The organism is Kitasatospora viridis (assembly GCF_007829815.1).
GTDB lineage: Bacteria > Actinomycetota > Actinomycetes > Streptomycetales > Streptomycetaceae > Kitasatospora > Kitasatospora viridis.
The window spans coordinates 4,112,619-4,135,739 of sequence record NZ_VIWT01000001.1 but is presented as its reverse complement, the minus strand read 5'-3'; the positions used below and the strand labels follow the sequence as shown (position 1 = coordinate 4,135,739).

The 23,121-nt window shown below is 73.9% G+C and carries 21 protein-coding genes and 2 tRNA genes; 19 read left to right on the top strand and 4 right to left on the bottom strand.

Annotated elements, in window-relative coordinates; all coding sequences use genetic code 11:
• Positions 1 to 91 precede the first annotated feature (91 nt).
• The 8 genes from FHX73_RS18545 to FHX73_RS18510 all read left to right on the top strand — a co-directional run bounded on the left by FHX73_RS18545 (position 92) and on the right by FHX73_RS18510 (position 6,800).
• Positions 92 to 850, top strand: coding sequence for a bestrophin-like domain (locus FHX73_RS18545; protein ID WP_145906050.1), 759 nt, complete (start codon positions 92 to 94; stop codon positions 848 to 850).
• Between the two features lie 222 nt (positions 851 to 1,072).
• On the top strand, positions 1,073 to 2,041 hold the full coding sequence (locus FHX73_RS18540) for an MFS transporter (protein ID WP_246213859.1): 969 nt from the start codon (positions 1,073 to 1,075) through the stop codon (positions 2,039 to 2,041).
• Complete coding sequence (locus tag FHX73_RS18535; protein ID WP_281292688.1) at positions 2,038 to 4,263, top strand: molybdopterin oxidoreductase family protein; 2,226 nt, start codon at positions 2,038 to 2,040, stop codon at positions 4,261 to 4,263. The genes FHX73_RS18540 and FHX73_RS18535 overlap by 4 nt, the downstream gene beginning before the upstream one ends.
• A 2-nt stretch (positions 4,264 to 4,265) precedes the next feature.
• Positions 4,266 to 4,859: a 4Fe-4S dicluster domain-containing protein gene (locus tag FHX73_RS18530; RefSeq protein WP_145906049.1), complete on the top strand. Its 594-nt coding sequence runs from the start codon at positions 4,266 to 4,268 to the stop codon at positions 4,857 to 4,859.
• Positions 4,856 to 5,575 carry a Rieske (2Fe-2S) protein gene (locus FHX73_RS18525; RefSeq protein ID WP_145906048.1) on the top strand — a complete coding sequence of 240 codons (720 nt, stop codon included), beginning with the start codon at positions 4,856 to 4,858 and terminating at the stop codon, positions 5,573 to 5,575. Before FHX73_RS18530 ends, FHX73_RS18525 begins: the two co-directional genes overlap by 4 nt.
• Complete coding sequence (locus FHX73_RS18520) at positions 5,572 to 5,952, top strand: hypothetical protein (protein WP_145906047.1); 381 nt, start codon at positions 5,572 to 5,574, stop codon at positions 5,950 to 5,952. The genes FHX73_RS18525 and FHX73_RS18520 overlap by 4 nt, the downstream gene beginning before the upstream one ends.
• An 87-nt stretch (positions 5,953 to 6,039) precedes the next feature.
• Positions 6,040 to 6,113: transfer RNA gene (locus FHX73_RS18515), tRNA-Lys, on the top strand.
• Positions 6,114 to 6,233: 120 nt separating this feature from the next.
• Entirely contained in the window at positions 6,234 to 6,800 is a 567-nt protein-coding gene (locus FHX73_RS18510) for a DJ-1/PfpI family protein (protein WP_145906046.1), read from the top strand.
• Positions 6,801 to 6,811: 11 nt separating this feature from the next.
• Here FHX73_RS18510 and FHX73_RS18505 read toward each other — a convergent pair whose 3' ends face one another.
• Complete coding sequence (locus FHX73_RS18505; RefSeq protein ID WP_145906045.1) at positions 6,812 to 7,204, bottom strand: VOC family protein; 393 nt, start codon at positions 7,202 to 7,204, stop codon at positions 6,812 to 6,814.
• Between the two features lie 62 nt (positions 7,205 to 7,266).
• Here FHX73_RS18505 and FHX73_RS18500 point away from each other — a divergent pair, with 62 nt between their 5' ends.
• From FHX73_RS18500 to FHX73_RS18480, 5 genes are all read left to right on the top strand, one after another.
• Positions 7,267 to 7,719, top strand: coding sequence for a MarR family winged helix-turn-helix transcriptional regulator (locus FHX73_RS18500; protein WP_145906044.1), 453 nt, complete (start codon positions 7,267 to 7,269; stop codon positions 7,717 to 7,719).
• 27 nt (positions 7,720 to 7,746) lie between these two features.
• A tRNA-Lys gene (locus FHX73_RS18495) sits at positions 7,747 to 7,820 on the top strand.
• A 65-nt stretch (positions 7,821 to 7,885) separates the two neighbouring features.
• Positions 7,886 to 9,091 (top strand): sensor histidine kinase, encoded by a 1,206-nt coding sequence (locus FHX73_RS18490; RefSeq protein WP_246213589.1) that lies wholly within the window; start codon positions 7,886 to 7,888, stop codon positions 9,089 to 9,091.
• A gap of 181 nt (positions 9,092 to 9,272) precedes the next feature.
• On the top strand, positions 9,273 to 11,552 hold the full coding sequence (locus FHX73_RS46320; RefSeq protein WP_145906043.1) for a transglycosylase domain-containing protein: 2,280 nt from the start codon (positions 9,273 to 9,275) through the stop codon (positions 11,550 to 11,552).
• A gap of 99 nt (positions 11,553 to 11,651) precedes the next feature.
• Positions 11,652 to 12,647, top strand: a complete 996-nt coding sequence (locus tag FHX73_RS18480) for an EamA family transporter (protein WP_145906042.1) — start codon at positions 11,652 to 11,654, stop codon at positions 12,645 to 12,647.
• A 408-nt stretch (positions 12,648 to 13,055) separates the two neighbouring features.
• Here the strand turns inward: FHX73_RS18480 and FHX73_RS18475 are convergent, their stop codons facing one another.
• Positions 13,056 to 13,406: a chorismate mutase gene (locus tag FHX73_RS18475; RefSeq protein WP_145906041.1), complete on the bottom strand. Its 351-nt coding sequence runs from the start codon at positions 13,404 to 13,406 to the stop codon at positions 13,056 to 13,058.
• 195 nt (positions 13,407 to 13,601) lie between these two features.
• Between FHX73_RS18475 and FHX73_RS18470 the strand changes: the two genes are divergently transcribed.
• The 3 genes from FHX73_RS18470 to FHX73_RS18460 all read left to right on the top strand — a co-directional run bounded on the left by FHX73_RS18470 (position 13,602) and on the right by FHX73_RS18460 (position 17,091).
• Positions 13,602 to 14,369, top strand: coding sequence for a VOC family protein (locus FHX73_RS18470; protein ID WP_145906040.1), 768 nt, complete (start codon positions 13,602 to 13,604; stop codon positions 14,367 to 14,369).
• 66 nt (positions 14,370 to 14,435) lie between these two features.
• Positions 14,436 to 14,861, top strand: coding sequence for an OsmC family peroxiredoxin (locus FHX73_RS18465; protein ID WP_145906039.1), 426 nt, complete (start codon positions 14,436 to 14,438; stop codon positions 14,859 to 14,861).
• Between the two features lie 316 nt (positions 14,862 to 15,177).
• Positions 15,178 to 17,091: a putative bifunctional diguanylate cyclase/phosphodiesterase gene (locus tag FHX73_RS18460; RefSeq protein WP_145906038.1), complete on the top strand. Its 1,914-nt coding sequence runs from the start codon at positions 15,178 to 15,180 to the stop codon at positions 17,089 to 17,091.
• Here the strand turns inward: FHX73_RS18460 and FHX73_RS18455 are convergent.
• On the bottom strand, positions 17,088 to 18,161 hold the full coding sequence (locus tag FHX73_RS18455) for an LLM class flavin-dependent oxidoreductase (RefSeq protein WP_145906037.1): 1,074 nt from the start codon (positions 18,159 to 18,161) through the stop codon (positions 17,088 to 17,090). The two genes, FHX73_RS18460 and FHX73_RS18455, sit on opposite strands and share 4 nt — an antisense overlap.
• A 116-nt stretch (positions 18,162 to 18,277) precedes the next feature.
• Between FHX73_RS18455 and FHX73_RS18450 the strand changes: the two genes are divergently transcribed.
• From FHX73_RS18450 to FHX73_RS18440, 3 genes are all read left to right on the top strand, one after another.
• A complete protein-coding gene (locus FHX73_RS18450; protein WP_145906036.1) occupies positions 18,278 to 19,552 on the top strand; it encodes a multidrug effflux MFS transporter in 1,275 nt (424 codons plus the stop codon).
• Positions 19,553 to 20,005: 453 nt separating this feature from the next.
• A complete protein-coding gene (locus tag FHX73_RS18445; RefSeq protein ID WP_145906035.1) occupies positions 20,006 to 20,641 on the top strand; it encodes a DedA family protein in 636 nt (211 codons plus the stop codon).
• A 278-nt stretch (positions 20,642 to 20,919) separates the two neighbouring features.
• On the top strand, positions 20,920 to 22,182 hold the full coding sequence (locus FHX73_RS18440) for a polysaccharide deacetylase family protein (RefSeq protein ID WP_145906034.1): 1,263 nt from the start codon (positions 20,920 to 20,922) through the stop codon (positions 22,180 to 22,182).
• Between the two features lie 52 nt (positions 22,183 to 22,234).
• On the opposite strand, the gene FHX73_RS18435 is transcribed toward FHX73_RS18440, so the two are convergent.
• Entirely contained in the window at positions 22,235 to 23,119 is an 885-nt protein-coding gene (locus tag FHX73_RS18435; protein WP_145906033.1) for an alpha/beta hydrolase, read from the bottom strand.
• Positions 23,120 to 23,121 lie beyond the last annotated feature (2 nt).

The window sequence follows — 23,121 nt, the reverse complement described above, 5'->3', positions numbered from 1 at the left end:
GGGGCGTGTCCCGATGGGTGCACGATCGATCGCATGCGAGAAATGACTCCATGTATCGAATCCATGACGCAGTGCGGCCGGGCGGTGCCGGATGAACGCCATCGACGTGTGGGTGCTGGTGGGGTCGCTGCTGTTCGTGGCGGTGGTGCTGGCCGTGGTCACGAAGTCGTTCCCGCACACCAGCCGGGAGCCGCACAACGACGTGGCGGGGTTCATCTTCGCGGTGGTGGGGGTGCTGTACGCGGTGCTGCTGGGGTTCGTGGTGATCACGGTGTGGGACAACTCGGCCGCGGCGAAGGGGACCACCTTCAAGGAGGCCGACGCGCTGGCGGGCGTGTACTGGATGTCCCGGCAGATGCCGATGCCGCTCGGGGCGCAGCTGGAGGACCAGACGCTGCAGTACGCGCACGCGGTGATCGGGCCCGAGTGGCGCGACATGGAGGACCACCGGAGCGACCCGGGGGCGACCCAGCTGATGTACGACATCCGGGCCTCGGCGCTCTCCTTCCAGCCCTCGAACGCCCGGGAGCAGGTGCTCTACCAGCGCACCGTGGACGACGTGGAGGAGTTGGCCGGCCAGCGGCGGGCCCGGCTGAGCGAGATCGAGGACCTGGTGCCCACCCTGCTGTGGGTGTCACTGGTCGGCGGCGGCGCGCTGACCATCGGCTTCACCTTCCTGTTCGGGCTGTCCAACACCTGGGCGCACCTGGCGATGGTGCTGATCCTCACCAGCCTGGTGGTGGTCCCGCTGGTCGCGATCAAGGAGATGGACTACCCGTTCAAGGGGGTGAACGCGGTCCAGCCGATCGCCTACCAGGTCTTCCTGGCCAGGCTTCCCCCCGAGCGCTGACCCGCCGTCACCCGTACGCCCGAACCGTCGGGCGGGTCGGCCGGGCGCGGCCTAGCGTGACAGCGAGGATGTGACCGTCAGTCACCGACGCGAGGGTGGAGGTTCCGAGTGGCCCTGGCCGAGGAGACCGTGCCCGAGGACACACCATCCGAGCCGCCACTGCCGCGCCCGCCCGCACTGCCCCGGCCGTTCCTGCCGTCGGTGCTGGTCGCACTGCTGCTGATGCTGGCGATCGTGCTGGGCAGCCGGGGCCTGCGGGACTTCGACTCGGCGCTGGTGCCGTACGCCGCCGCGACCGTGCTGCTCGCCTTCGGGGTGACCTACCGCTATACCTCCTGGGTGAGCGGTCCGGCCGCCCGCCGGCTGTTCGTGCAGGGCTGGCGCACCGCGCTCTCCCGGACCAACCTGCGGGCGGCGCCGACCGCGCTGCCCCGGCTGGCGCTCACCTACCTGGGCTTCCAGAAGTTCCTCGGCGCCCGCTCGCACGCCCGCTGGATCGCCCACCAACTGGTCTTCTGGGGCTGCCTACTGGCGGTGCTGATCACCTTCCCGCTGACCTGGGGGTGGTTCACCTTCACCGCCGCGAGCCCGCAGGGGCCCGGCTACCAGATGCGGCTGTGGGGGTACCGGCTGTTCAGCTTCCGCCAGGACAGCCTCCTCGGCTGGTCGATGTTCCACGGCCTCGACCTGGCCGCCGTGCTGGTGATCGGCGGGGTCGGCTACTTCCTGTGGCTGCGCACCCGGGACCGGCGGGCGGTGACCGGCCAGCGGTTCGGCTACGACTTCGTGCCGCTGATCGCGCTGCTCACCGTCTCGGTCACCGGCCTGCTGCTGACCTTCTCCGAACTCGCCCTGCACGGCGGCGGGTACGAGTTCCTGGCGATCCTGCACATGGTCTCGGTGGTGCTGACGCTGATCTACCTGCCGTTCGGCAAGTTCTTCCACATCGTGCAGCGGCCGGCCGCCGTCGGGATGCAGCTCTTCAAGGACACCGCCCGCCGCAAGGGCGAGGCGCTGGCCTGCCGGCGCTGCGGGGAGCCGGTGGACACCGCGCCGGCCGTGGCCAACCTGCGGGAGACCATGCGGGAGTTGGAGCTCGGCTGGGACCACGGCGCCGAGTACTGCCCGCGCTGCCGCCGGGTGCTGCGCGGCGGCGCCTACCTCGACCAGGTCAAGCGGGGGTTCCGGTGACCGTCCCCGACGGACCGCACCCGGTGCTCGCCGAGCGCACCGGCGAGACCCTGGTGCCCACCCACTGCTGCTTCTGCGGCGTGCAGTGCGGGATGTACCTGCGGGTCGACCGGCGCGGCAAGGTCTTCGGCGTGGAGCCGCGCGACCACGACATCAACCGGATGCGGATGTGCCCCAAGGGCATCAACGCCTACCAGCAGATCAACCACCCGGACCGGCTGACCGCCCCGCTGCTGCGCGAGCGCCGGGACCAGCCGTTCCGCGCGGTGGGCTGGGAGGAGGCGCTGGACCACACCGCCGAGCGGATCCGGCGGATCCAGCAGGAGTCCGGGCGGGACGCCTTCGGGGTGCTCGGCGGGGCCAGCCTGTTCACCGAGAAGGCCTACCTGGTCGGCAAGTTCGCCCGGGTCGCGGCACGCACCCGGCACGTCGACTACAACGGCCGGCTGTGCATGGTGAGCGCCGCCGGGGCCAACAAGCTCGCCTTCGGCATCGACCGGGCCGCCAACCCGTTCGCCGACATCCTGCAGACCGACTGCCTGCTGATCGCCGGGGCCAACGTGGGCGAGTGCTTCCCGGTACTCACCCAGTACCTCTGGGGCGCCCGGGACCGCGGCGCGAAGCTGATCGTGGTGGACCCGCGGGAGACCGTGATCGCCCGCACCGCCGACGAGCACGTGGCGCTGCGCTCCGGCACCGACGCCGCCTTCTTCAACGCCGTACTGCACGTGCTGGTCCGCGAGCAGCTGACCGACGAGGACTTCCTGGCCGCGCACGCCACCGGCTGGGCGGAGCTGAAGGCCAAGGTGAGCGAGTACCCGCCGGACCGGGCGGCCCGGATCTGCGGCGTGCCGGCCGAGCAGGTGGTGCGGGTGGCGCGGATGTTCGGCTCGGCGCCGCGGGCCATGGCCTGGCACGCCCGGGGCATCGAGCACCACACCCAGGGCGTGGCCAACTGCCTGACCGTGATCAACCTCTGCACCGCCACCGGCAACCTCGGCCGCCCGGGCGCCGGTTACGGCACGCTGACCGGCCAGGGCAACGGGCAGGGCGGCCGCGAGCACGGCCAGAAGTCGGACATGCTGCCCGGCGGCCGGTCGATCTCCGACCCGGTGCACCGCGCCGAGGTGGCCGCGATCTGGGGCATCGCCGAGGCCGACCTGCCGCCGGCCGGCACCTCGATGATGGAGATGGTCTGGCAGATGCAGGCCGGCGAGATCCGCGGCCTGCTCGGCGTCTGCAACAACCCGTTCGTCTCGCTGCCGCACTACGCGACCGTCAAGGACGGCTACGACAAGCTCGACTTCCACGTGCAGCTGGACTTCTTCCTCTCGGAGACCGCCGCCAACGCCCACGTGGTGCTGCCCGTCACCACCTGGGCCGAGGACGAGGGCGTGATGGCCAACGCCGAGGCCCGGGTGGTCAAGCACAACAAGGCGCAGGAGCCCCCGCCGGGCGTGCGCACCGACACCTGGGTGCTGTGCGAGCTGGCCCGCCGGCTCGGCCACGGCGACAAGTTCGACTTCCCCGGCTCCCGCGAGGTGTTCGAGGAGCTGCGGCGCGCCTCGGCCGGCGCGGTCAACGACTACTACGGCATCACCTACGAGCGGCTGGAGGCCACCGGCGGCCTCGCCTGGCCCTGCCCGGACCTCGAACACCCGGGCACACCAAGGCTGTTCGAGGACGGCCGGACCTACCACCCGGACGGCAGGGTGCACCTGCAGACGGTGGACTGGCACCCGCCGGCCGAACCGCAGGACGCCGAGTACCCGCTCACCCTGACCACCGGCCGCACCGTGGCGCACTTCCTCTCCGGCAACCAGACCCGCCGCCTCGACCCGCTGGTGGCGCAGACCCCGCGCCCCTGGGTCGAGCTGCACCCCTCCCTCGGCTACGCCAACGGCCAGCCGGTCAAGGTGAGTTCGCGGCGCGGCTCGATGGTGCTGCCGGCCCTGGTGACCGAGGCGATCCGGCCCGACCACGTCTTCGTGCCCTACCACTGGGCCTACCCGGTGGCCGCCAACGAGCTGACCATCGACGCGCTCGACCCGCGCTCCAAGATCCCCGAGTTCAAGGTCTGCGCGGTGCGGATCGAGCCGGCCGCCGCCGTCGACCCGGTCGCGGCGCCGCCGCGGCCACCAGGGCGCGCAGCACACCCGGCACCTGACGACATGTCACCACCCACCGCCCCGCAAGGGCGCGGCACCGACGACCGGAGGTAACCGTGCTCGGCCGCACCCTCTTCATCGACCCCGGACGCTGCATCGGCTGCCAGGCCTGCGTGTCGGCCTGCCGGGAGTGCGACTCGCACCGCGGCACCTCGATGATCCACGTGGACTACCCGGACGCCGGGCACTCGACCGCCGCACTGCCGACCGTCTGCATGCACTGCGAGGACCCGGTGGCACCGTGCGCCGAGGTCTGCCCGGCCGAGGCGATCCTGGTGACCGCCGACGGCGTGGTGCAGACCGCCGACCCGACCCGCTGCATCGGCTGCGGCAACTGCGTGGGCGCCTGCCCGTTCGGCGTGCCCCAGGTGGATCCGGCGCAGAAGCTGCAGCTCAAGTGCAACCTCTGCTACGACCGCACCTCGGCCGGGCTGGCCCCGATGTGCGCCACGGTCTGCCCGTCCGGCGCGCTCTTCTACGGCACCCTGGAGCAGCTGACCACCGAGCGCCCGGGCGTCTCGGTGGTCACCGAGTTCGCCTTCGGCGAGGTGGTGGTGAGCACCGGGGTGGCGATGGTCGCGCCCGCCTCCCACCGGGGTCCGGTGCCCGGCGGGCTGCCGCTGGTCGAGGTGAACGGCCGACCGGCATGAGTGAGTTCGAGGAGGAGCGGGTCCGGGCCGACTCGCTGACCACCCGTCGGGACTACCTGCGGATCGTCACCACCGTCTCCGGCGGCCTGGCCATCGGCTCGACGGTGATCGCCGCCGGGGTGCTGCCCCGGCACGGGGACGGCGGCGCGCCGCCGATGCTGGTGGCCGAGAAGCTGTCGCGCGGCCAGGCGGTGGCCTTCGAGTACCCGACCGACCGGGACCGGGCGATGGGCGTGCGGCTGGCCGACGGCACCCTGGTCGGCTACTCGACGGTCTGCACCCACCTGGCCTGCGGGGTGCTCTGGCAGCCCGACCGGGGCGACGAGGGCGAGCTCTACTGCCCCTGCCACGACGGGGTGTTCGACGTGCGCACCGGTGACGTGAAGTCCGGCCCGCCGCCCCGGGCGCTGCCCAAGGTGGTGCTGGTGGAGGACACCCAGGGGCGGGTCTGGGCGATCGGCACGGCCCGCTCGGGCGAGAGCGAGGAGCAGGGGCTGTGCCGCCAGTTGCGCCAGAGCGACCCGGTGGCGGCCGAGCAGGCCGGCTGCGACGGACCGAGCAGCGACCCGAACGGCGGTGCGGGCGGACCGAGTTCCGCGCCGAGCTCGGACCCGAACGAGGACCCCGATCAGGACCCGAACCAGGGCCCCGGCCAGGATCCGGGCCAGGATCCGGGCCAGACCGGGACCAACAGTCTGACCGGAGTCCGGACATGACGGACCAGCAGGACGACCAGGACGACCGCCCGCCCACGTACACCGCGCACAGCACCGAGGCCCGGTTCAACCGCCCGCTGCACGAGCGCTACCCGCAGATCCGCCCGAACAGCGGCTGGGCCGACTCCCGGGTGCGGGCCAGCGGCCCGGGCCGGGGCGCCGGCGGCGAGCGCGAGCCGGAGCGATCGGCGCTGCTCACCGCCCGGTTGGCCATCGCGATCACCGTGGTGGTCGGCCAGCTCTGGGCACTCACCGTCGCCACCGACGCCTGGATGCGCGGCGACACCCGGACCGCCTGGTGGACCACCGCGCTCTCCGGCGGCTCCTTCCTGGTGGTGCTGCTGGTCTGGGCGCTCGGGCCGCGCCGGGATCGGTGAATCGACAAGGCCGGTGACGCCCGGTGGCCATCCGATGACGATTCGGTGTTTCCCCGCAGGCCGTGTAGTGTTCTCGTCTGTCAGCAGGCGCCGCTAGCTCAGTTGGTTAGAGCAGCTGACTCTTAATCAGCGGGTCCGGGGTTCGAGTCCCTGGCGGCGCACAGACACCCTGAAGGGCTCCTCGCAGCAGCGAGGAGCCCTTCAGGCGTTCGGCGGCGTTTCGCGGCGATCGGCCCGGGCATGCAGGAGGCCTGATCCCTCCACCCAGAATCGAGGCCGAGATGGCTGTGAAGGTGCTGATCGTCACCGGGGACGCCGCCGAGTCGCTGGAAGTGCTCTACCCCTACCAGCGGCTGCTCGAAGAGGGCTACCAGGTGGACATCGCCGCGCCGCAGCGCAAGAAGCTCCAGTTCGTGGTGCACGACTTCGTGGAGGGCTTCGACACCTACACCGAGAAGCCCGGCTACACCTGGCCCGCCGACCTGGCCTTCGCCGAGGTGGACCCGAGCGAGTACGTCGCCCTGGTGATCCCCGGCGGCCGGGCACCCGAGTACCTGCGCAACGACCCCGAACTGCAGCGGATCACCCGGCACTTCTTCGAGGCGGAGAAGCCGGTCGCGCAGATCTGCCACGGCCCGCAGATCACCGCCACCGCCGGGGTGCTGGCCGGCCGCACCACCGCCGCCTACCCGGCGCTGGAGCCGGACGTGCAGGCGGCCGGCGCGACCTTCCGGGACGGCGAGGCCGTGGTGGACGGGGTGCTGGTGTCGGCCCGGGCGTGGCCGGACCACCCGGGCTGGCTGCGGGCCTTCGTGGAGGTCCTGCGCAGCAAGGCGCCGGCCAAGTAGGCAGCGCCGTTTCAGTAGGACTGCAGCTCGATCAGCCGGCCCTCCGGGTCGCGCAGGTGCGCGGTCCGCAGGTTCGGCCCCCAGTGCGGGCGGTCGGTGGCCGGTGCCACCACCGTCCCGCCGTGGGCCAGGCAGTGCGCCAGCGCGGCGTCCACGTCGGCGACCCGCAGCGCGAGCATCGTGGCGTCCGAGGCCGGGGCCCGGACCTCGCCGAGCACCTCCGCGAGGCCCGCCCGGTCGAGCAGCGAGAGCACCGCCTGGTCGTCCAGGTCCCAGTTGGCGTACGGCCCGCCCGCGTCGCCCTTCTGCCGGACGGCGCCGCACAGCTCGGGCAGCACGGCGTCGTAGAAGTGGAAGCAGGCGGCGAAGTCGCCCACCAGCAGACGGGGGTAGAGCGCGTCCATGGTCCCTCCCGGAATATTCGTGGGTGAACACCCATTATTGGTCGTCACCCTACACTTCCCGCATGCAGACCATCCCGCCGAGCCTGCTCGACCTGACCACCTTCCTGCTCGCCCGCACCGGCCGGACCGCCCGCGCCCGGCTCGCCGAACGGCTGGCCGAGCAGCAGCGCAGGCTGTGGCACCTGGCCGTGCTCGCCGCGCTGCACGACTTCGGCCCGCTGGTCCAGCGCGACCTGGCCGAGCGGCTGGCGATCGACCCCAGCGACCTGGTCAAGGTGCTCGACGACCTCGCCCGGGCCGGCCAGGTCGAGCGCACCCGCTCCACCGCCGACCGCCGGCGGATCCAGGTGGACCTCACCGCGGCCGGCCGCACCGCGCTCACCGAGCAGCTCACCGCGGCCCGGGCGGTGCAGGAGGAGGTGCTGGCCCCGCTGGACGCCGCCGAGCGGGCCGCGCTGCACGGGATGCTGGTGCGGATCGACGCCGCGCAGTCGATTTCGGCATCCGGCCGCTGATCAGGTAATGTTCACCGCGTTGCACAGGCGCCGCTAGCTCAGTTGGTTAGAGCAGCTGACTCTTAATCAGCGGGTCCGGGGTTCGAGTCCCTGGCGGCGCACACCAACGGAAAAGGCGCTCCTTCGGAAGAAGGAGCGCCTTTTCCTGCTTGATCGGAGACGCCCCATGAGCCTCCTCGACCCGGTGCGCCGCAAGCGCTTCCCGGCCTGGCTCGGCGACCTGCTGCTGGTGGTCCCCGCCCTGCTGGACGCCCTGCTCAACTTCCCCCCGCCGCGCGACTGGCACTTCTGGGTGTCGGCCGCCGCCGCCCTGGTGCTGCTGGCCCGCCGCCGGTTCCCGCGCGCCGTGCTGCTGCTCACCCTGCCCGGGCTGTACGCGGGCAGCGCGCTGGTCGCCCCCATGATCGCCGTCTACACGGTGGCCCGCGGCGGGCTGCCGGCCTGGCAGAAGCGGATCGGCGCGCTGCTCGTGGTGGTCGGCAGCTTCCTGCCCTGGCCGATCACCTACCTGGCCAAGGAGTCGCTGAGCGACCTCACCCAGCACCTGATCTACGCGACCATGCTGGGCCTGGGTCCGGTGGCGCTCGGGCTGCTGGTGCAGACCCGGCTCGACCTCTCCCAACGGGTCGCCGAGCTGGCCGAACTGCGCGACCACGAGCGCCGGCTCTTCGCCATGACCGTGGTCGCCGAGGAGCGGGCCCGGATCGCCCGGGAGATGCACGACGTGGTCTCGCACCAGGCCGGCCTGATCGCGGTGCAGGCCGGCGCGCTCCAGGTGACCACCCAGGACCCGCGCGCCCGGGAGATGGCCGGCACCCTGCGCCAGCTCGCGGTGGCCACCCTGGAGGAGCTGCGCTCGATGATCCTGGTGCTCCGGGCGGCCGGCGCCGGGCCGACCGAGCTGGTGCCGCAGCCCCGGCTGGCCGACCTGCCCCGGCTGGTCGGCGCCGCCGAGGTGGCCGCCACGCTGCGGTTCGAGGGGCTGGACCCGGCCGAGCGCCCGCTGCCCGAGCCGGTCGAGCGGGCCGCCTACCGGACCGTCCAGGAGGCCCTGACCAACGTGCGCAAGCACGCGCCCGAGGCGGCCACCGACGTACTGGTGCGGATCGAGCCGGACTGCCTGCTGGTCACCGTGCACAACGGGGCGCCCCAGCGGGAGGCCGCGCCGGCCGACGAACTGCCGGGCGGGCAGCACGGGCTGGTCGGGCTGCGCGAGCGGGCCGCGCTGCTGGGCGGGCGGATCCGCGCGCAGCCGGCGGGCGCCGGGTTCGAGGTGGCGCTCTGGCTGCCGCTGCCCGAGGTGCCGGGCGGCCGGGCGGCGGACACGGGAGCGGACACAGGAGCGGGAGCGGGAGCCGGCGCGACCGGCTGATCCGGTGTCACATAACGGTCGATCGGTCGCAGGTCACAGCAGAACCTGACGGAAAGGGACAAAAGTCCCTACCGGGTGGCGAAAAGCCCCCGGCAGGCTGACTTGACCCCTGTTCCCCGTTCCACCGACCGCCCGACCGCGTGCACGCACCAGCACGGGGCTCGCAGAAAGGCCTGCTCCCGTGCCGCGACCGACCGACGCCCCGCCCTGGCCCCGCCGACTGCTGCACTCCGGCCGGCCGCACCGCCGCGGCTGGCGCCGGCTCGTGCCGACCTGGCGCTTCGCCCTCTTCTCGGTGCTCGGCGTGGTGCTGCTCACCGCCGGCTTCCTGGCGCTCGGGCTGGCCCTGGTCAAGGTGCCGGACGCGCACGCCGCCGCCGTGGCCCAGCGCAACACCTGGCTCTACCGGGACGGCACGGTGCTGGCCCAGACCGGCGAGACCAACCGGCAGAGCGTCGCCCTGGACCAGGTCTCCCCCGCGGCGCAGCACGCCGTGCTGGCCGCCGAGGACCGCGGCTTCTACCGCGAGGGCGCCGTCAACCCGGGCGCGCTGCTGCGGGCCGGCTGGAACACCGCTACCGGCAAGGGCGCGCAGGGCGGCTCGACGATCACCCAGCAGTACGTCAAGAACGCCTACCTGAGCCACGAGCGGACCGTCGGGCGCAAGGTGCGCGAGCTGTTCATCGCGCTCAAGGTGGACGCCACCCAGGACAAGGACGAGATCCTGGCGAACTACCTGAACACCACCTACTACGGGCGCGGCGCCTACGGCATCCAGGCCGCCGCCCAGGCCTACTTCGGGGTCGACGCGGGCAAGCTGGACGCCGCCCAGGGCGCCTACCTGGCCACCCTGCTGAACGCGCCGTCCGCGTACGACACCGCGACCGCCACCGAGGCCGGCCGCAAGGCCGCGCTGAACCGGTGGAACTACGTGCTGGACGGCATGGTGCAGGAGAAGTGGCTGCCCGCCACCGACCGGGCCGAGCTCGCCTTCCCCGAGGTGCGCGCGCCGCAGCCGGCCCTCGGCCTCACCGGCCAGGCCGGCTACCTGGTGGACGCGGCCAAGTCCTACCTGGTCTCGCACAAGCTGCTCGACGAGGCCGCGCTGGCCCGGGGCGGCTACCGGATCACCCTGAGCATCGACAAGGACCGGCAGGCCGACCTGCAGGACGCGGTGCAGAACCGGCTCACCTCGCAGCTGGACCCGAAGGCCCGCCCCGGCGACGCCGACATCCAGGCCGGCGCCGTCTCGGTGGATCCGGCGAGCGGCGCGGTGCTGGCGATGTACGGCGGGGCGGACTACACCTCGCACTTCGTCAACAACGCCACCCGGCGCGACTACCAGGCCGGTTCGACCTTCAAGCCGATCGCGCTGGCGGCCGCGCTGGAGAGCGGGGCGAAGACCCAGGACGGCCGCACCATCACCCCCGACAGCGTCTACGACGGCGCCAACCGCCGCCCGGTGCAGGGCGGTTCGGCCAAGCCGCCGTACGCGCCGCCGAACGAGGGCGAGCGCGGCTACGGCCGGATCACGCTGCGCCAGGCCACCGACTGGTCGGTCAACACCGCCTTCGCCCAACTCGCCCAGGACACCGGGCTGGAGAAGGTGCGGCAGACCGCGATCGCGCTCGGCCTGCCGGCCGACACCAACGAGCTGGACGCCGTGCCCTCGATCCCGCTCGGCGTCTCGATGCCCAGCGTGCTCGACCTGGCCGGGGTCTACGCGACGCTGGCCGCCGACGGACAGCGCACCGAGCCCTGGCTGGTCCAGTCGCTCCAGGCCGACGGCGCCGAGGTCGCGCTGCCGCCGCACCAGAGCTCCCGGGCGGTCGGCCAGCAGACGGCCCGTCAGGTGACGGACATGCTTCAGGGCGTCGTCTCCGACTCGGGCGGCACCGGCTGGCGGGCGGCCGCACTGGGCCGCCCGGCGGCCGGCAAGACCGGCACCACCGACGGCAACCGCTCGGCCTGGTTCGCCGGGTACACGCCGGGGCTGACCACGGTGGTGGCGATGTTCGGCGAGCAGGACGGGACCGGCAAGCAGGTCACGCTCTCCGGCGCGGCCGGCGGCGGGCACGTCGCGGGCGGCGGGTACCCGACGCAGATCTGGACCGACTACATGAAGGCGGCCCTCAAGGGGCAGCCGGTGCAGGGCTTCAGCTCCCCGGGCCGGTCCGCGACCACCGAGGACGCGCCGCCGGCCACCCCGTCGCGCGGCGCCACGCCCACGCCCGGCGCCACCCCGACCCCGGCGCCCGGCACCGGCGAGCCGGCCACGCCGGTGGTCCCGGCCGACCCGGAGACCACCGCGCCCGCGCCGCGCCCCACGCCCACCCGCACCCCGCCCACCCCGCAGCCGACGCCGACCCCGGACCGGCCGACGCCCACCCCGACGCCCACCCGCACCCCGACGCCGACGCCCACGCCGACCCCGACGGCGGGCGCGACGCTCCTCGGCTGAGCACGCCTCCGCCCCCGGGGCGCGCCGGCCGATCCGTGCGCCCTTGTGCCGGGGCGCCCCACTCCGCCCCCTTTGTTCGTGTCCTGGCAGAATGCCCGGATGCGCAGCACCTCCCCGACCGCGCCGGCGTCCTCGCGACGGGCCGTCGGCCTCACCCTCGCCCTGATCTCCGCCATCTCCTTCGGCGGCTCCGGCACCGCCGCCAAGCCGCTGATCGAGACCGGCCTCTCGCCCCTCCAGGTGGTCTGGCTCCGGGCCTCCGGCGCCGCCCTGGTGCTGCTGCCGCTGGCCTGGAAGCACCGGGCGATCGTCCGCGAGCGCCCCGGGCTGCTGCTCGGCTTCGGCGTGTTCGCGGTGGCCGGGGTGCAGGCCTGCTACTTCGCGGCGATCTCCCGGATCCCGGTCGGCATCGCGCTGCTGATCGAGTACCTCGGGCCGCTGCTGCTGCTCGGCTACGTCCGCCTGGTGCAGCGCAAGCCGGTCAGCCGGCAGGCCGCCATCGGCGCGGCCGTCGCCGTCACCGGCCTGGTCTGCGTGGTGCAGGCCTGGCAGGGGATGCGGTTCGACGCGATCGGCGTGCTCTTCGCGCTGGCCGCCGCCTGCTGCCAGGTCGGCTACTTCGTGCTCGCCGACGCCGGCAGCCGCGGCGACCGCCCGGCCGACCCGCTCGGCGTCAGCGCCTACGGCCTGCTGATCGGCGCGCTCGTCCTGACCGCCGTCGCCCGGCCGTGGGAGGCCGACTGGTCACGGCTCGGCGGCTCCGCCGTGCTGGCCGGCCACCACGTGCCGGCCCTGCTGCCCGCCGCCTGGATGATCCTGGTCGCCACCGTGCTCGCCTACCTGACCGGTGTGGTCTCGGTGCGCCACCTGTCGCCGCCGGTCGCGGGCGTGGTGGCCAACATCGAGGCGGTGGTCGCCACCGTGCTCGCCTGGATCCTGCTCGGCGAACACCTCGGCGCGCCCCAGCTGTTCGGCGGCGCGCTGGTCCTGCTGGGCGCCCTGGTCTCGCAGACCACCCGCACCGCGGAGTCCGAACCGGAGCCCGTCCCCGTCGCCCCGGCGCAGCGGCTCGCCGCGTCCGAGGAGCGCGGCTAGCGCCTCCCGGGCGGGTCGGTCGGCGGGTTCGGGCCGCCGCTCGGCGGCGGCGGGTTGCGCGGGCCGGGCGGGGGCGGCGGGACGCCCGGCAGGCTGGTCGGCGATCCGGACGGTTCCTTCTGCGGGCTCAGCTGCCTGTCCAAGCTGTCGGCGGACGGGAACGGCGGGTGCGGCCGGCCCGGGCCGCGGGTCGGCCCGCGGGAACCCCGGCGGCGGCCGGGCCAGGACGGGCCCGCGGCATCGGAGGGCGGCTGTCGGCTCATGCGCGGTGCCTCTCGGTCGGCCTGCGCCCATGATGCCCGGTCAGGTCCCGCCCGCGGGCCGGAACCCGCAGGCGTGCCGCTACCGGGTGCGGACCGCCACGGCGGTGCCCAGGGCGTCACTGATCACGGATCAGCGGGCCACCCGTCAGTTCTGGCCCTCGTGGCCGCCCGCGGCATCGCTCGCGATCGCCTCGTGATGGCGGATCACCTCGGCGATGATGAAGTTGAGGAACTTCTCCGCGAACACCGGGTCCAGGTGCGCCCCGGCCGCCAGGTCGCGCAGGCGCTCGATCTGGTCGCGCTCGCGGTTCGGGTCGGCGGCCGGCAGGCGGTGCTCGGCCTTCAGCCGGCCGACCCGCTGGGTGGCCTTGAAGCGCTCGGCGAGCATGTGCACCACGGCGGCGTCGATGTTGTCGATGCTCTGGCGCAGGCCGGTGAGCTCGGCTCGGACGGCGGGGTCCACGTCGCCGATGGTGTTCAGGGGCTGCTCGCTCATTGCTTATCTGCTCCCGGGTGGGCGGGCTCGGGCCGGGCAAATCTAACAGGAGGCACGCGCGGGGGCCGGAGGATTCCAGGGATCGTCCGGCATGTGGACCCGATCACCGAGTGGCGCAGTGCGGTTGCCGAGCGTCACCGGCGGATCGATCCTGGCCCGGAAGGATCGAGCCCCAGACCGAAAGGCCCCGCCCCGATGCCCGTACGCGACTCCTACCCCGACGGCGCCCCCTGCTGGGCCGACCTGACCTGCGCCGACCCGCTCGGCGCCCAGGACTTCTACGGCCCGATCCTGGGCTGGGAGTTCGAGGAACTCGGCCCCGAGCTGGGCGGCTACACCATGTGCCTGTCCGGCGGCCGCCCGGCGGCCGGCCTGCTGCCCCCGCCGGCCGGGGCCGAGCGGCTGCCGGCGGCCTGGAACGTCTACCTCGCCGCGGCCGACCTGGCGGCCGTCTACCGGCGGGTGGCGGCGGCCGGCGGCGAGGGCGTGCTCGGGCCGCACCGGGTGCCGGGCGCCGGCCTGCTGGCGTTCGCCTTCGACCCGACCGGTGCGGCCTTCGGGCTCTGGCAGCCGGGCGGCCACGCCGGGGCGGCGGTGTACGGGGAGCCGGGCGCGATGTGCTGGAACGAGCTGGCCACCCCGGCCGCCGAGCGGGCCGACGCCTTCTACGCCGAGCTCTTCCCCTACCAGCAGAAGCAGGTCGGCGACGGGCGGGAGTTCGACTACACGGCCTGGACGGTGCCGGGCTCTGACGGGCTGCCGGTCTGCGGGCGCTACCGCACGGCGGTGCCGCGGCCGTACTGGTCCAGCTACTTCGCGGTGACCGAGGCGGACCACGCGGCCGAGCAGGTCGCCGGCCTCGGCGGCCGGGTGCTGCGGGAGCCGTTCGACTCGCCGTACGGCCGCCTGCTGCCGTGCACCGACCCGGCCGGGGCACAGGTGACGTTCTGTCAGCTTCCGTGACCGGGAGGGCCTAGGGTGGCCCTGGCGTGACCGGACCGACAACCCAATCCGCAGGAGGCACCGATCATGGCAACCGTTCGCACCGCTCGCACCGCCTGGCAGGGCAATCTGGTGGCCGGTCAGGGCGAGGTGACCTTCGCCTCGTCCGGCATCGGCACGTTCCCGGTCTCCTGGCCGGCCCGCTCCGAGGAGCCGAACGGCAAGACCAGCCCGGAGGAGCTGATCGCCGGCGCCCACTCGGCCTGCTTCTCGATGGCCCTGTCGCACGGCCTGACCGGTGCCGGCACCCCGCCCACCAAGCTGGACGTGCAGGCCGACGTCACCTTCCAGCCGGGCGTGGGCATCACCGGCATCGTGCTCAGCGTCGAGGGCCGGGTGGAGGGCCTGGACGAGGCGGGCTTCGTCAAGGCGGCCGAGGACGCCAAGGCGAACTGCCCGGTGAGCAAGGCGCTGGCCGGCACCACCATCACGCTCAACGCCAAGCTGGTCTGACACCCCGGCAGCTGACCGGGCACCAGCACCCGGAGCGCACACCCTCGGCGCACACCGCACGGTGGCCGCCGGGGGTGTGCGTTCTCCGCTGCGGCGCAGCGTCCCCGCTCCCCCGGTGCTCCCCCGATTTCCGGCGAATCACCCTGTCGGCAGTGGCCCCGCGTTCCCGTCGCGGCCTATGATCGGGCCCAGTGAAGCGAGCGTCAGCAGCGGACGGGAGCATGCCGTGCGAGGCCGGAACGAGGGGGCCGACGCACACCATCAGGGCGTGCGGCAGGCAGCGCCGTGCCCACCCGCCGATTCGAACCCGGAACCAATGGTTCCGATTCCGCTGAATCCCCCTCAATTCCCCACCGCACAGCCCCCGGCCCCCCAGGACGGCACCGCCCACTGCCCGCACTGCGCCGCGCCCCTGCCGGCCGCCCAGGCCCCCGGCACCGACCGGCTGCTCGCCGCGCTGCGCGCCAGCGAGTCCCGGTTCCGCGCCACCTTCGCCGACGCCGGCATCGGGATGCTGCTGATCGACACCGACGGCCTGGTGATCGAGGCCAACCCGGCGCTCGCCGAGATGCTCGGGCACGAGATCGCCGCGCTGGTCCGGATGCACATCAACGACATCCTCACCCCGCAGGAAGGCGCCCGCCGGCTCTACCGGGAGCTGGTCGAGGGGGTGCGCGACCGGCTGCGGCTGGAACGCCCGCTCAAGCACCGGGAGGGCCGCGAGGTCTGGAGCAGCGTCACCATCTCGCTGGTCCGGGACGCGGCCGGCGCCCCGCTCTACACCCTGGCGATGTTCGAGGACGTCACCGAGCGGCGCCGGCTCGGCGACCGGCTGGCCTACCAGGCCCTGCACGACCCGCTGACCCGGCTGCCCAACCGGGCCTTCTTCTTCGACCGGCTGAACGCCGCCTGCGCGGCCGGCCCGGAGACCGAGGGCGAGGCCGCCGGGCGCCGGGTCGGCATCTGCTACGTGGACCTGGACGGCTTCGCGGCGATCAACGACACCCTCGGCCACCACATCGGGGACCAGCTGCTGAGCGCGGTGGCCGCCCGGCTGGAGCGCGGCTTCGCGATCGGCGACCGCCAGGTGGTCGCCCGGCTCGGCGGCGACGAGTTCGCCGTGCTGGTCACCGACAGCGAGGGCAGCGAGCAGCTCACCGCACTGGCCGGCCAGTTGCTGGCGGTGCTGGAGCGGCCCTTCGACGTGGCCGGGCACCGGCTGGCGGTGACCGCGAGCATCGGAGTGGTGGAACGGCCGGTGGCCACCACCAGCCCGACCGACCTGGTCAAGGACGCGGACGCCACGCTCTACTGGTCCAAGGCCGACGGCCGGGCCCGGTGGACCCTCTACGACCGGGACCGCGGCGCCCACCAGCTGACCCGCCGACTGCTCACCACCGCGCTGCGGCCGGCCCTGGAACGCGGCGAGTTCACCGTCGAGTACCAGCCGCTGGTCGGCCTGGCGGACGGCGCCGTGCACGGCGCCGAGGCCCTGGTGCGCTGGCGGCACCCGCGGTTCGGCACCCTCTCCCCCGACCGGTTCATCCCGCTCGCCGAGGAGTCCGGCGCGATCGTGCCGCTCGGCAAGTGGGTGCTGGAGGAGTCCTGCCGGCAGGCCCGGGGCTGGCTGGCCGAGTTCCCGGACACCGGGGTCTTCGTCAGCGTCAACCTGGCGGCCCGTCAGGTCTGGGACTCCGACGTGGTGGCCGACGTCGCCCAGGTGCTCGACCGCACCGGGCTGCCGGCCCGGCTGCTCCAGCTGGAGCTGACCGAGAGCGCGGTGCTCGGCCCGAGCGGGCGGCCGCTGCAGGCGCTGCAGGCGCTGGCCGACATGGGCGTGCGGATCGCCATCGACGACTTCGGCACCGGCTACTCCAACCTGGCCTACCTGTCCCGGCTGCCGGTGCACGCGCTGAAGCTGGACGGCACCTTCATCGAGGGCTTCCGCGACCCGGCCCCGATCGGCCGCCCCGAGCCGCGCTCGCGGCGCAGCGAGGCGGACGAGCAGATCGTCGGCGCGATGGTGCGCCTCGCCCACGACCTGGGGCTGACGGTGACCGCCGAGGGCATCGAGAGCGCCGCCCAGGCCGAGCGGCTGCGCCAGACCGGCTGCGACACCGCCCAGGGCTGGTTCTTCGCCAAGCCCGGAGACCCGGCCGCGGTCGCCTCGATACTGCGCGAGGGGCGGATCCGCAGCTCGGACCCCGAGTGGTCGCCGGTGGCGCCCTAGCGGCCCGTCAGGCCGTAGGCCTCGGCGATGAGTTCGTAGGACTCCAGCCGGGCCGGCACGCCGTGGATGTGCGAGGTGACCATCAGCTCGTCCGCGCCGGTCCGCTTGCGCAGCTCCTCCAGGCCCTCGGCCACCGGGCCGGGCTCGCCGAGCACCACGTTGGCCAGCCAGGAGTCGATGAACTCCGCCTCGGCCGGGCTGTACGGGTAGGCGGCGGCCTCCTCCGGGGTCGGGATCGGGCCGGGCGTGCCGCGGCGCAGCCGGAGCATGCCGAGCGCCGCCGAGCGGGCCAGGTGGCGGGCCGCCTCCTCGCCGCCCGCCGGCACGGCCACGGCGCTCACCCCGATCAGCGCGTACGGCTCGGCGAGCACCGCCGAGGGCCGGAAGCTGCTGCGGTACAGGTCCAGCGCGGGCACCGTGTTGGCGGCGCTGAAGTGGTGCGCGAAGGCGAACGGCAGGCCCAGCCGGCCGGCCAGCCGGGCGCTGAAGCCGGACGAGCCGAGCAGCCAGATCGGCGGCCGCTGCGGCCCGTTGGGCACGGCGCTGAGCCGGGCGTAGGGGTGGCTGTCGGGGAAGTCGCCGTCCAGGAAGTGGGTCAGCTCGGCGAGTTGGGTCGGGAACTCCTCGCCGTCCGCCAGGCTGCCCCGGCGCAGCGCCCGGGCGGTGGCCTGGTCGGTGCCGGGCGCGCGGCCCAGGCCCAGGTCGATCCGGCCCGGGTGCAGCGCCTCCAGCAGGCCGAACTGCTCGGCGATCGCCAGCGGCGCGTGGTTGGGCAGCATCACCCCGCCGGATCCCAGCCGCAGGGTGCTGGTGTGCGCGGCCAGGTGGGCGATCAGCACCGCGGGGGTGGAGCTGGCCACCCCGGGCATGCCGTGGTGCTCGGCCACCCAGAACCGGTGGTAGCCGAGCCGCTCGGCGGTGCGGGCGAGTTCGGTGGTGGCGGCCAGCGCCTGCCCGGGCGTGGTGCCCGCGCCCACGGTGGCCAGGTCGAGGATCGAGAGCGGTGCGGGCGCGGTGCCGCGCACCACCCCGCGGACGTCCTCGCGCTCCGGTCCCGCGTCACCCGTCATCGGCTCCACCGCTGGCCACCTCTCGTTCCCCGCGGCCGTCCGTCGCCCGGCCGTCGGGTGGGCCAACAGCTTCCGAACCGACCGTGTTCCCGAATGGTGGGACGTATGTTGGTGCGATGCCTGACACCTCGCCGACGGCGCCGGCCACCGCCACGTCGCCCAGTCCGCCCGCCGCGACCGGCACCGCCCGGGTGGGCCTGCTGCTCATCCTGGTGCTGGGCTCGCTCAGTGCGATGGCGCCGCTCTCGATGGACATGTACCTCCCGGCGCTGCCCCGGGTGACCACCGCCCTGCACACCCAGGACGGGCTGGTCCAGCTGACCCTGACCTCCTGCATGGCCGGGCTGGCGCTGGGCCAGCTGGTCGCCGGGCCGCTGAGCGACTCGCTCGGCCGGCGCCGTCCGCTGCTCGTCGGCCTGGTCTGCTACGTGCTCTCCACCGCCGCCTGCGCCGTGGTGCCGGACGTCCGGCTGCTGATCGCCTGCCGGCTGGTGCAGGGGCTCTCCGGCGCGACCGGCATCGTGATCGCCCGGGCGATCGTGCGGGACCTCTTCGACGGGCTGGCCGCCGCCCGGTTCCAGACCACGCTGATGATGATCTCCGGCTCGGCCCCGCTGATCGCCCCGATCATCGGCGGCCAGCTGCTCCGGGCGACCTCCTGGCGCGGGGTGTTCGTGGTGCTGACCGTGCTCGGCCTGGTGCAGCTGGCGGCGGTGGCGCTGCGGGTGCCGGAGACCCTGCCGCGCGGGCGGCGGCACTCGGGCCGGCTGCCGGACACCCTGCGCACCATGCGCGGCCTGCTCGCCGACCGGTTGTTCACCGGCTACCTGCTGACCCTGGCCCTCGGCTACGGCACGCTCTTCGCCTTCCTGGCCGGCTCGCCCTACGTGCTGCAGGAGGTGTTCAAGGCCTCGCCGCAGCAGTACAGCCTGCTGTTCGCGTTGATCGAGCTGGGCCTGGTGCTGATGACCCAGGTCACCGGCCGGGTGCTGCTCGGCCGGTTCCCCTCGCACGGGGTGCAGTTGGTCGGCGTGACCGGGCTCACGGCGGCCGGCACCCTGCTGGTGCTGATGTCCTCGCTCTGGCACCAGGGGCTCTGGCCGGTGACCGGGATGCTCTGCCTGATGGCGGTCTCGCTCGGCGTCTCCAGCCCGCCCTCCTCGGCGCTGGCGCTCCAGCGGGCGCCGCAGGCGGCCGGCACCGCCTCGGCCCTGGTGGGCACGGCGCAGTTCCTCACCGGCGCGGTCGCGCCGGCCCTGGTGGGCCTGGGCGGGCACGGCTCGGCGCTGCCGATGGGCGTGGTGATCCTGGGCTTCGCGGCGGCCTCGCTGCTGGCCTTCGTGGCGCTCGTCCGGCCCTGGCAGCGGACAGCGGACCCACTGCGCTCCTGACCGGGCGCGCGGCGGGCCGCGCCGCGCGCCGGGCGGCTGTGAGCTCCGACACATTCCGCGGCCGGCGCCGCCCGGCAGCCCGACGCACCGTCAACTGTGCTGCCGGGCCGGGTCCGTTGGCGAGGGTCCGCCAGCGCGGGTTCTCGCCAGCCGGCGGGCTGGCCGCCGGGCGGCCGGATCCGGCAGGCTGGGTGACCAGTGCGGTGCCGACCAGCGCCTGCACTCCTCAGCCAGGCCAGTGGACTGGACCAGTCCTGGGCCACCCCGAGGGCCCCTGCGGCGGACACCCCGCCGCAGGGGCCCTCGGTCGTTCCCCGGCGCGGGCGGCCGGTTCGGGCACCACCGGCTCACCCGGTACCCAGGGGGCGCTGAGGAACTCCTCATCCGGGGCGGCTAGCGTGGGGGCGGTGCCACCTGTGCTCTCCGGGCGGTCCGGAGAGGGGAAGTCCGATCATGGGAAGTGCGACGGTCCTGACGTCGTCATGGTTCTGCGTGCTGGCCGTGCTGGCCGTGCTCGGCGACGCCTTCCTCCCCTTCCTGCCGAGCGGCACCCTGGTCGTCCTCGCGGTGCTGAAGACCAAGGAGACCGCGGACGCACCCTTCCTGCTCGGCCTCGCGGTGGCCTGCGCCTCCTTCCTCGGCGACGTGCTGCTGCTCTCGCTGGCCCGGCGCGGCGCGCCGTTCCTGCGCCGCCGGCTGGCCCGCAGCCCGAAGACGGCGGCCAGCGTGCGGCGGGTGCAGCGGGCCCTGGAGAACCGGACCAACCGGGCGGCCGCGACCGTGGTGATCGTGGCCCGGTTCGTGCCGGGCGGGCGCACCGTGCTGGACCTGGCGATGGGCCACCTGCCGGAGCGCTCCCGGCGGTTCCTGCACTGGTCGGCGGTGTCGGCGGCGGTCTGGGCCGGCTACATCGTGACCCTGGGCTGGCTGAACAGCCACTGGTTCAACACCACCTGGCTGTCGCTGGCGGTCTCCTGCGCCGCCGCCACCGCGATCAGCGCGGCGGTGGCCCGGCTGGTCCGGCGCAGCCGGCAGCTCTCCGTGGTGGCGCAGCTCGACGAGCCGGTCGAGGCGGTCGAAGCGGCCTGAGGCCGCCGGGCGTTCAGGTCTTCGGGCAACGCCCAGCTTTGTCCCAGGTTCGCAACAGAACCCCCTTCCCCGGAGCCGTCTGCCGACTTTTCGTCGTCGTGCCGACCAGTGTCTAGGTGTTCATCCGGGCGACTGTCCAGGAAGCACCGGCGGTCTTGGACCCCGGGCATACTCCATGACATCCTGATGAAAAAATAGTGATCAAATGCCGTGAATTGCCCGGTTGCTGTTGCCCGCTTGCCCACGGGCCGGCCGGGCGCGACCTGGCTGGGGAGACCATGAGCAGCATCTCGCGCAGGAACGTGCTGAGCGCCGGGGCGGCCACCGCCGCCCTCGGAGCGCTGAGCGCGTGCGGAAGCACCAGCGCCAACGGCGCCCAGGACGCCGCCAAGCCCGGTGCGAGCACCGGGGGCAGCGCGTCGCCGAGCGCCTCGCCGTCCGGCAAGGTGCGGCTGATCGGCGACGGCTCCACCTCGGACACCGGCCCGCAGCCCAACCAGCCCACGCCGGAGAAGCTGCAGCCGGGCCAGCGCCCGCCGCAGTTCGTGGTCTTCTCCTGGGACGGCGCCGGCGCCACCGACGACGGGCAGTTCGCCCGGTTCCTCAAGCTCGCCCAGGACCACAAGGCGACCTTCACCTTCTTCCTCTCCGGGATCTACTGCCTGCCGGCGGCCAAGAAGGACCTCTACCACCCGCCGCAGCACTCGGTGGGCGCCTCCGACATCCCGTACCTGTCGGACGGCGCGGTGAAGAACACCATCAAGATGATCAGCCAGGCCTGGCTGGACGGCCACGAGATCGGCACCCACTTCAACGGCCACTTCTGCGCCACCCGCCCCGACCACAACGGCGTCAACAAGTGGTCGCCGGAGGACTGGGAGAGCGAGATCCAGCAGGCCGTCGGCTTCGTCACCCAGTGGAAGACCAACACCGGCTTCACCGACGTGCCGCCGTTCCCGTTCGACTACACCAAGGAGTTGATCGGCGGCCGCACCCCCTGCCTGGACGGCCAGAAGGGGCTGCTGCCCACCGCCGCCAAGCTCGGCTGGAAGTACGACGCGAGCTCGCCGGGCGAGAAGCAGATGTGGCCGCAGAAGGTGCAGAACGGCCAGGTCTGGAACTTCCCGCTGCAGTCCATACCGTACCCGGGGCACACCTGGGAGGTGCTGTCGATGGACTACAACATCATGGCCAACCAGTCCAACGGCAACCCGAAGGGCGACCCCGGCCAGTTCGGCGCCTGGCGGGACGCCGCCCACCAGTCGTACCTGGCCGGCTTCAACCGGGCCTACAACGGCAACCGGGCGCCGTTCTTCATCGGCAACCACTTCGAGCAGTGGAACGGCGGCATCTACATGGACGCCGTGGAGGCCGTGTTGAAGGACATCGCGGGCCAGCCGGAGGTGCGGCTGGTCTCGTTCCGGCAGCTGGTCGAGTGGCTGGAGGTGCAGGACGAGGCGGTGCTGCGCAAGCTCCGCACGCTGGGCATCGGCCAGGCGCCGGCCGGGGGTTGGCAGAGCTTCCTGGGCGCGGCGAGCTGACGCACCGTCAGTTCGGCGACACGGGCGGGCCCGCACGGGCCCGCCCGTTCGGCTATCCCGCCGCCGCGGCCAGGATCCGCTCGGCGACCAGCGCCGCGCCTGCCCGCCCCATCAGCACCGAGTAGTGGTTGCTGTCCGGCAGCCGACTGGTCGTCAGCGTGGTCGCGGCCAGGTCGGCCTCGGCCAGCCGCTGTTCGTCGTAGAACCCGGTCGGCTGGTCGAGCAGGCCGCGCTCGGCCCAGATCAGTTCGGCCGGGCAGCGCAGCCGGCGCACCGCCGCCGCGGCGTCGGCGTCCAGCAGCACCTGCAGGCCGTCGGTCTGCGCCGCCTCGGGCGTGCAGGAGGAGCGCAGCCGCTCCCCGCTGCCGACCAGGTCGCGCGCGATGTAGCGCTCCCGGACGGCCGGCTCGATGCTCGGCCAGACCGGGTGGGCGGCCCAGTAGTCGCGGTAGGCGTCCAGGCTCGGGAAGGTCAGCGCGAGCCGGGCCAGCGAGGGGCCGAGCACGGTGGCCAGCACCTGGTTGCGCGGCACCCCGGCCGGCGGCGGCAGGCTCACCCCGCCGTCCACCAGCACCACGGCGCGGACCAGCTCGGGGGCGTCCGCGGCGGCCAGCGCGGTGACCCAGGCGCCCATCGAGTGGCCGGCCAGCACCACCGGACCGTCCGTCAACCCCCGCGTCAACTCCAGTACGTCCGCCGCGTGCCGGGCCAGGCCGAACGGGCCGGGCAGGGCGGCGCTGCGGGCCCGGCCGCGCAGGTCCGGGGCGACCAGCGCGACCCGGCCGGCCAGCGCCTCGGCGACCAGCGCCCAGGCCTCGGCGTTGGCCAGCATCCCGTGCGACGCCACCACGGTGGGCGCGGCCGGGTCCGCGGCGGGCCAGCGCAGCGCGGCCAGTCGGCCGCCGGACACCGGGACCGTCAACTCCTCAACAGGCATGG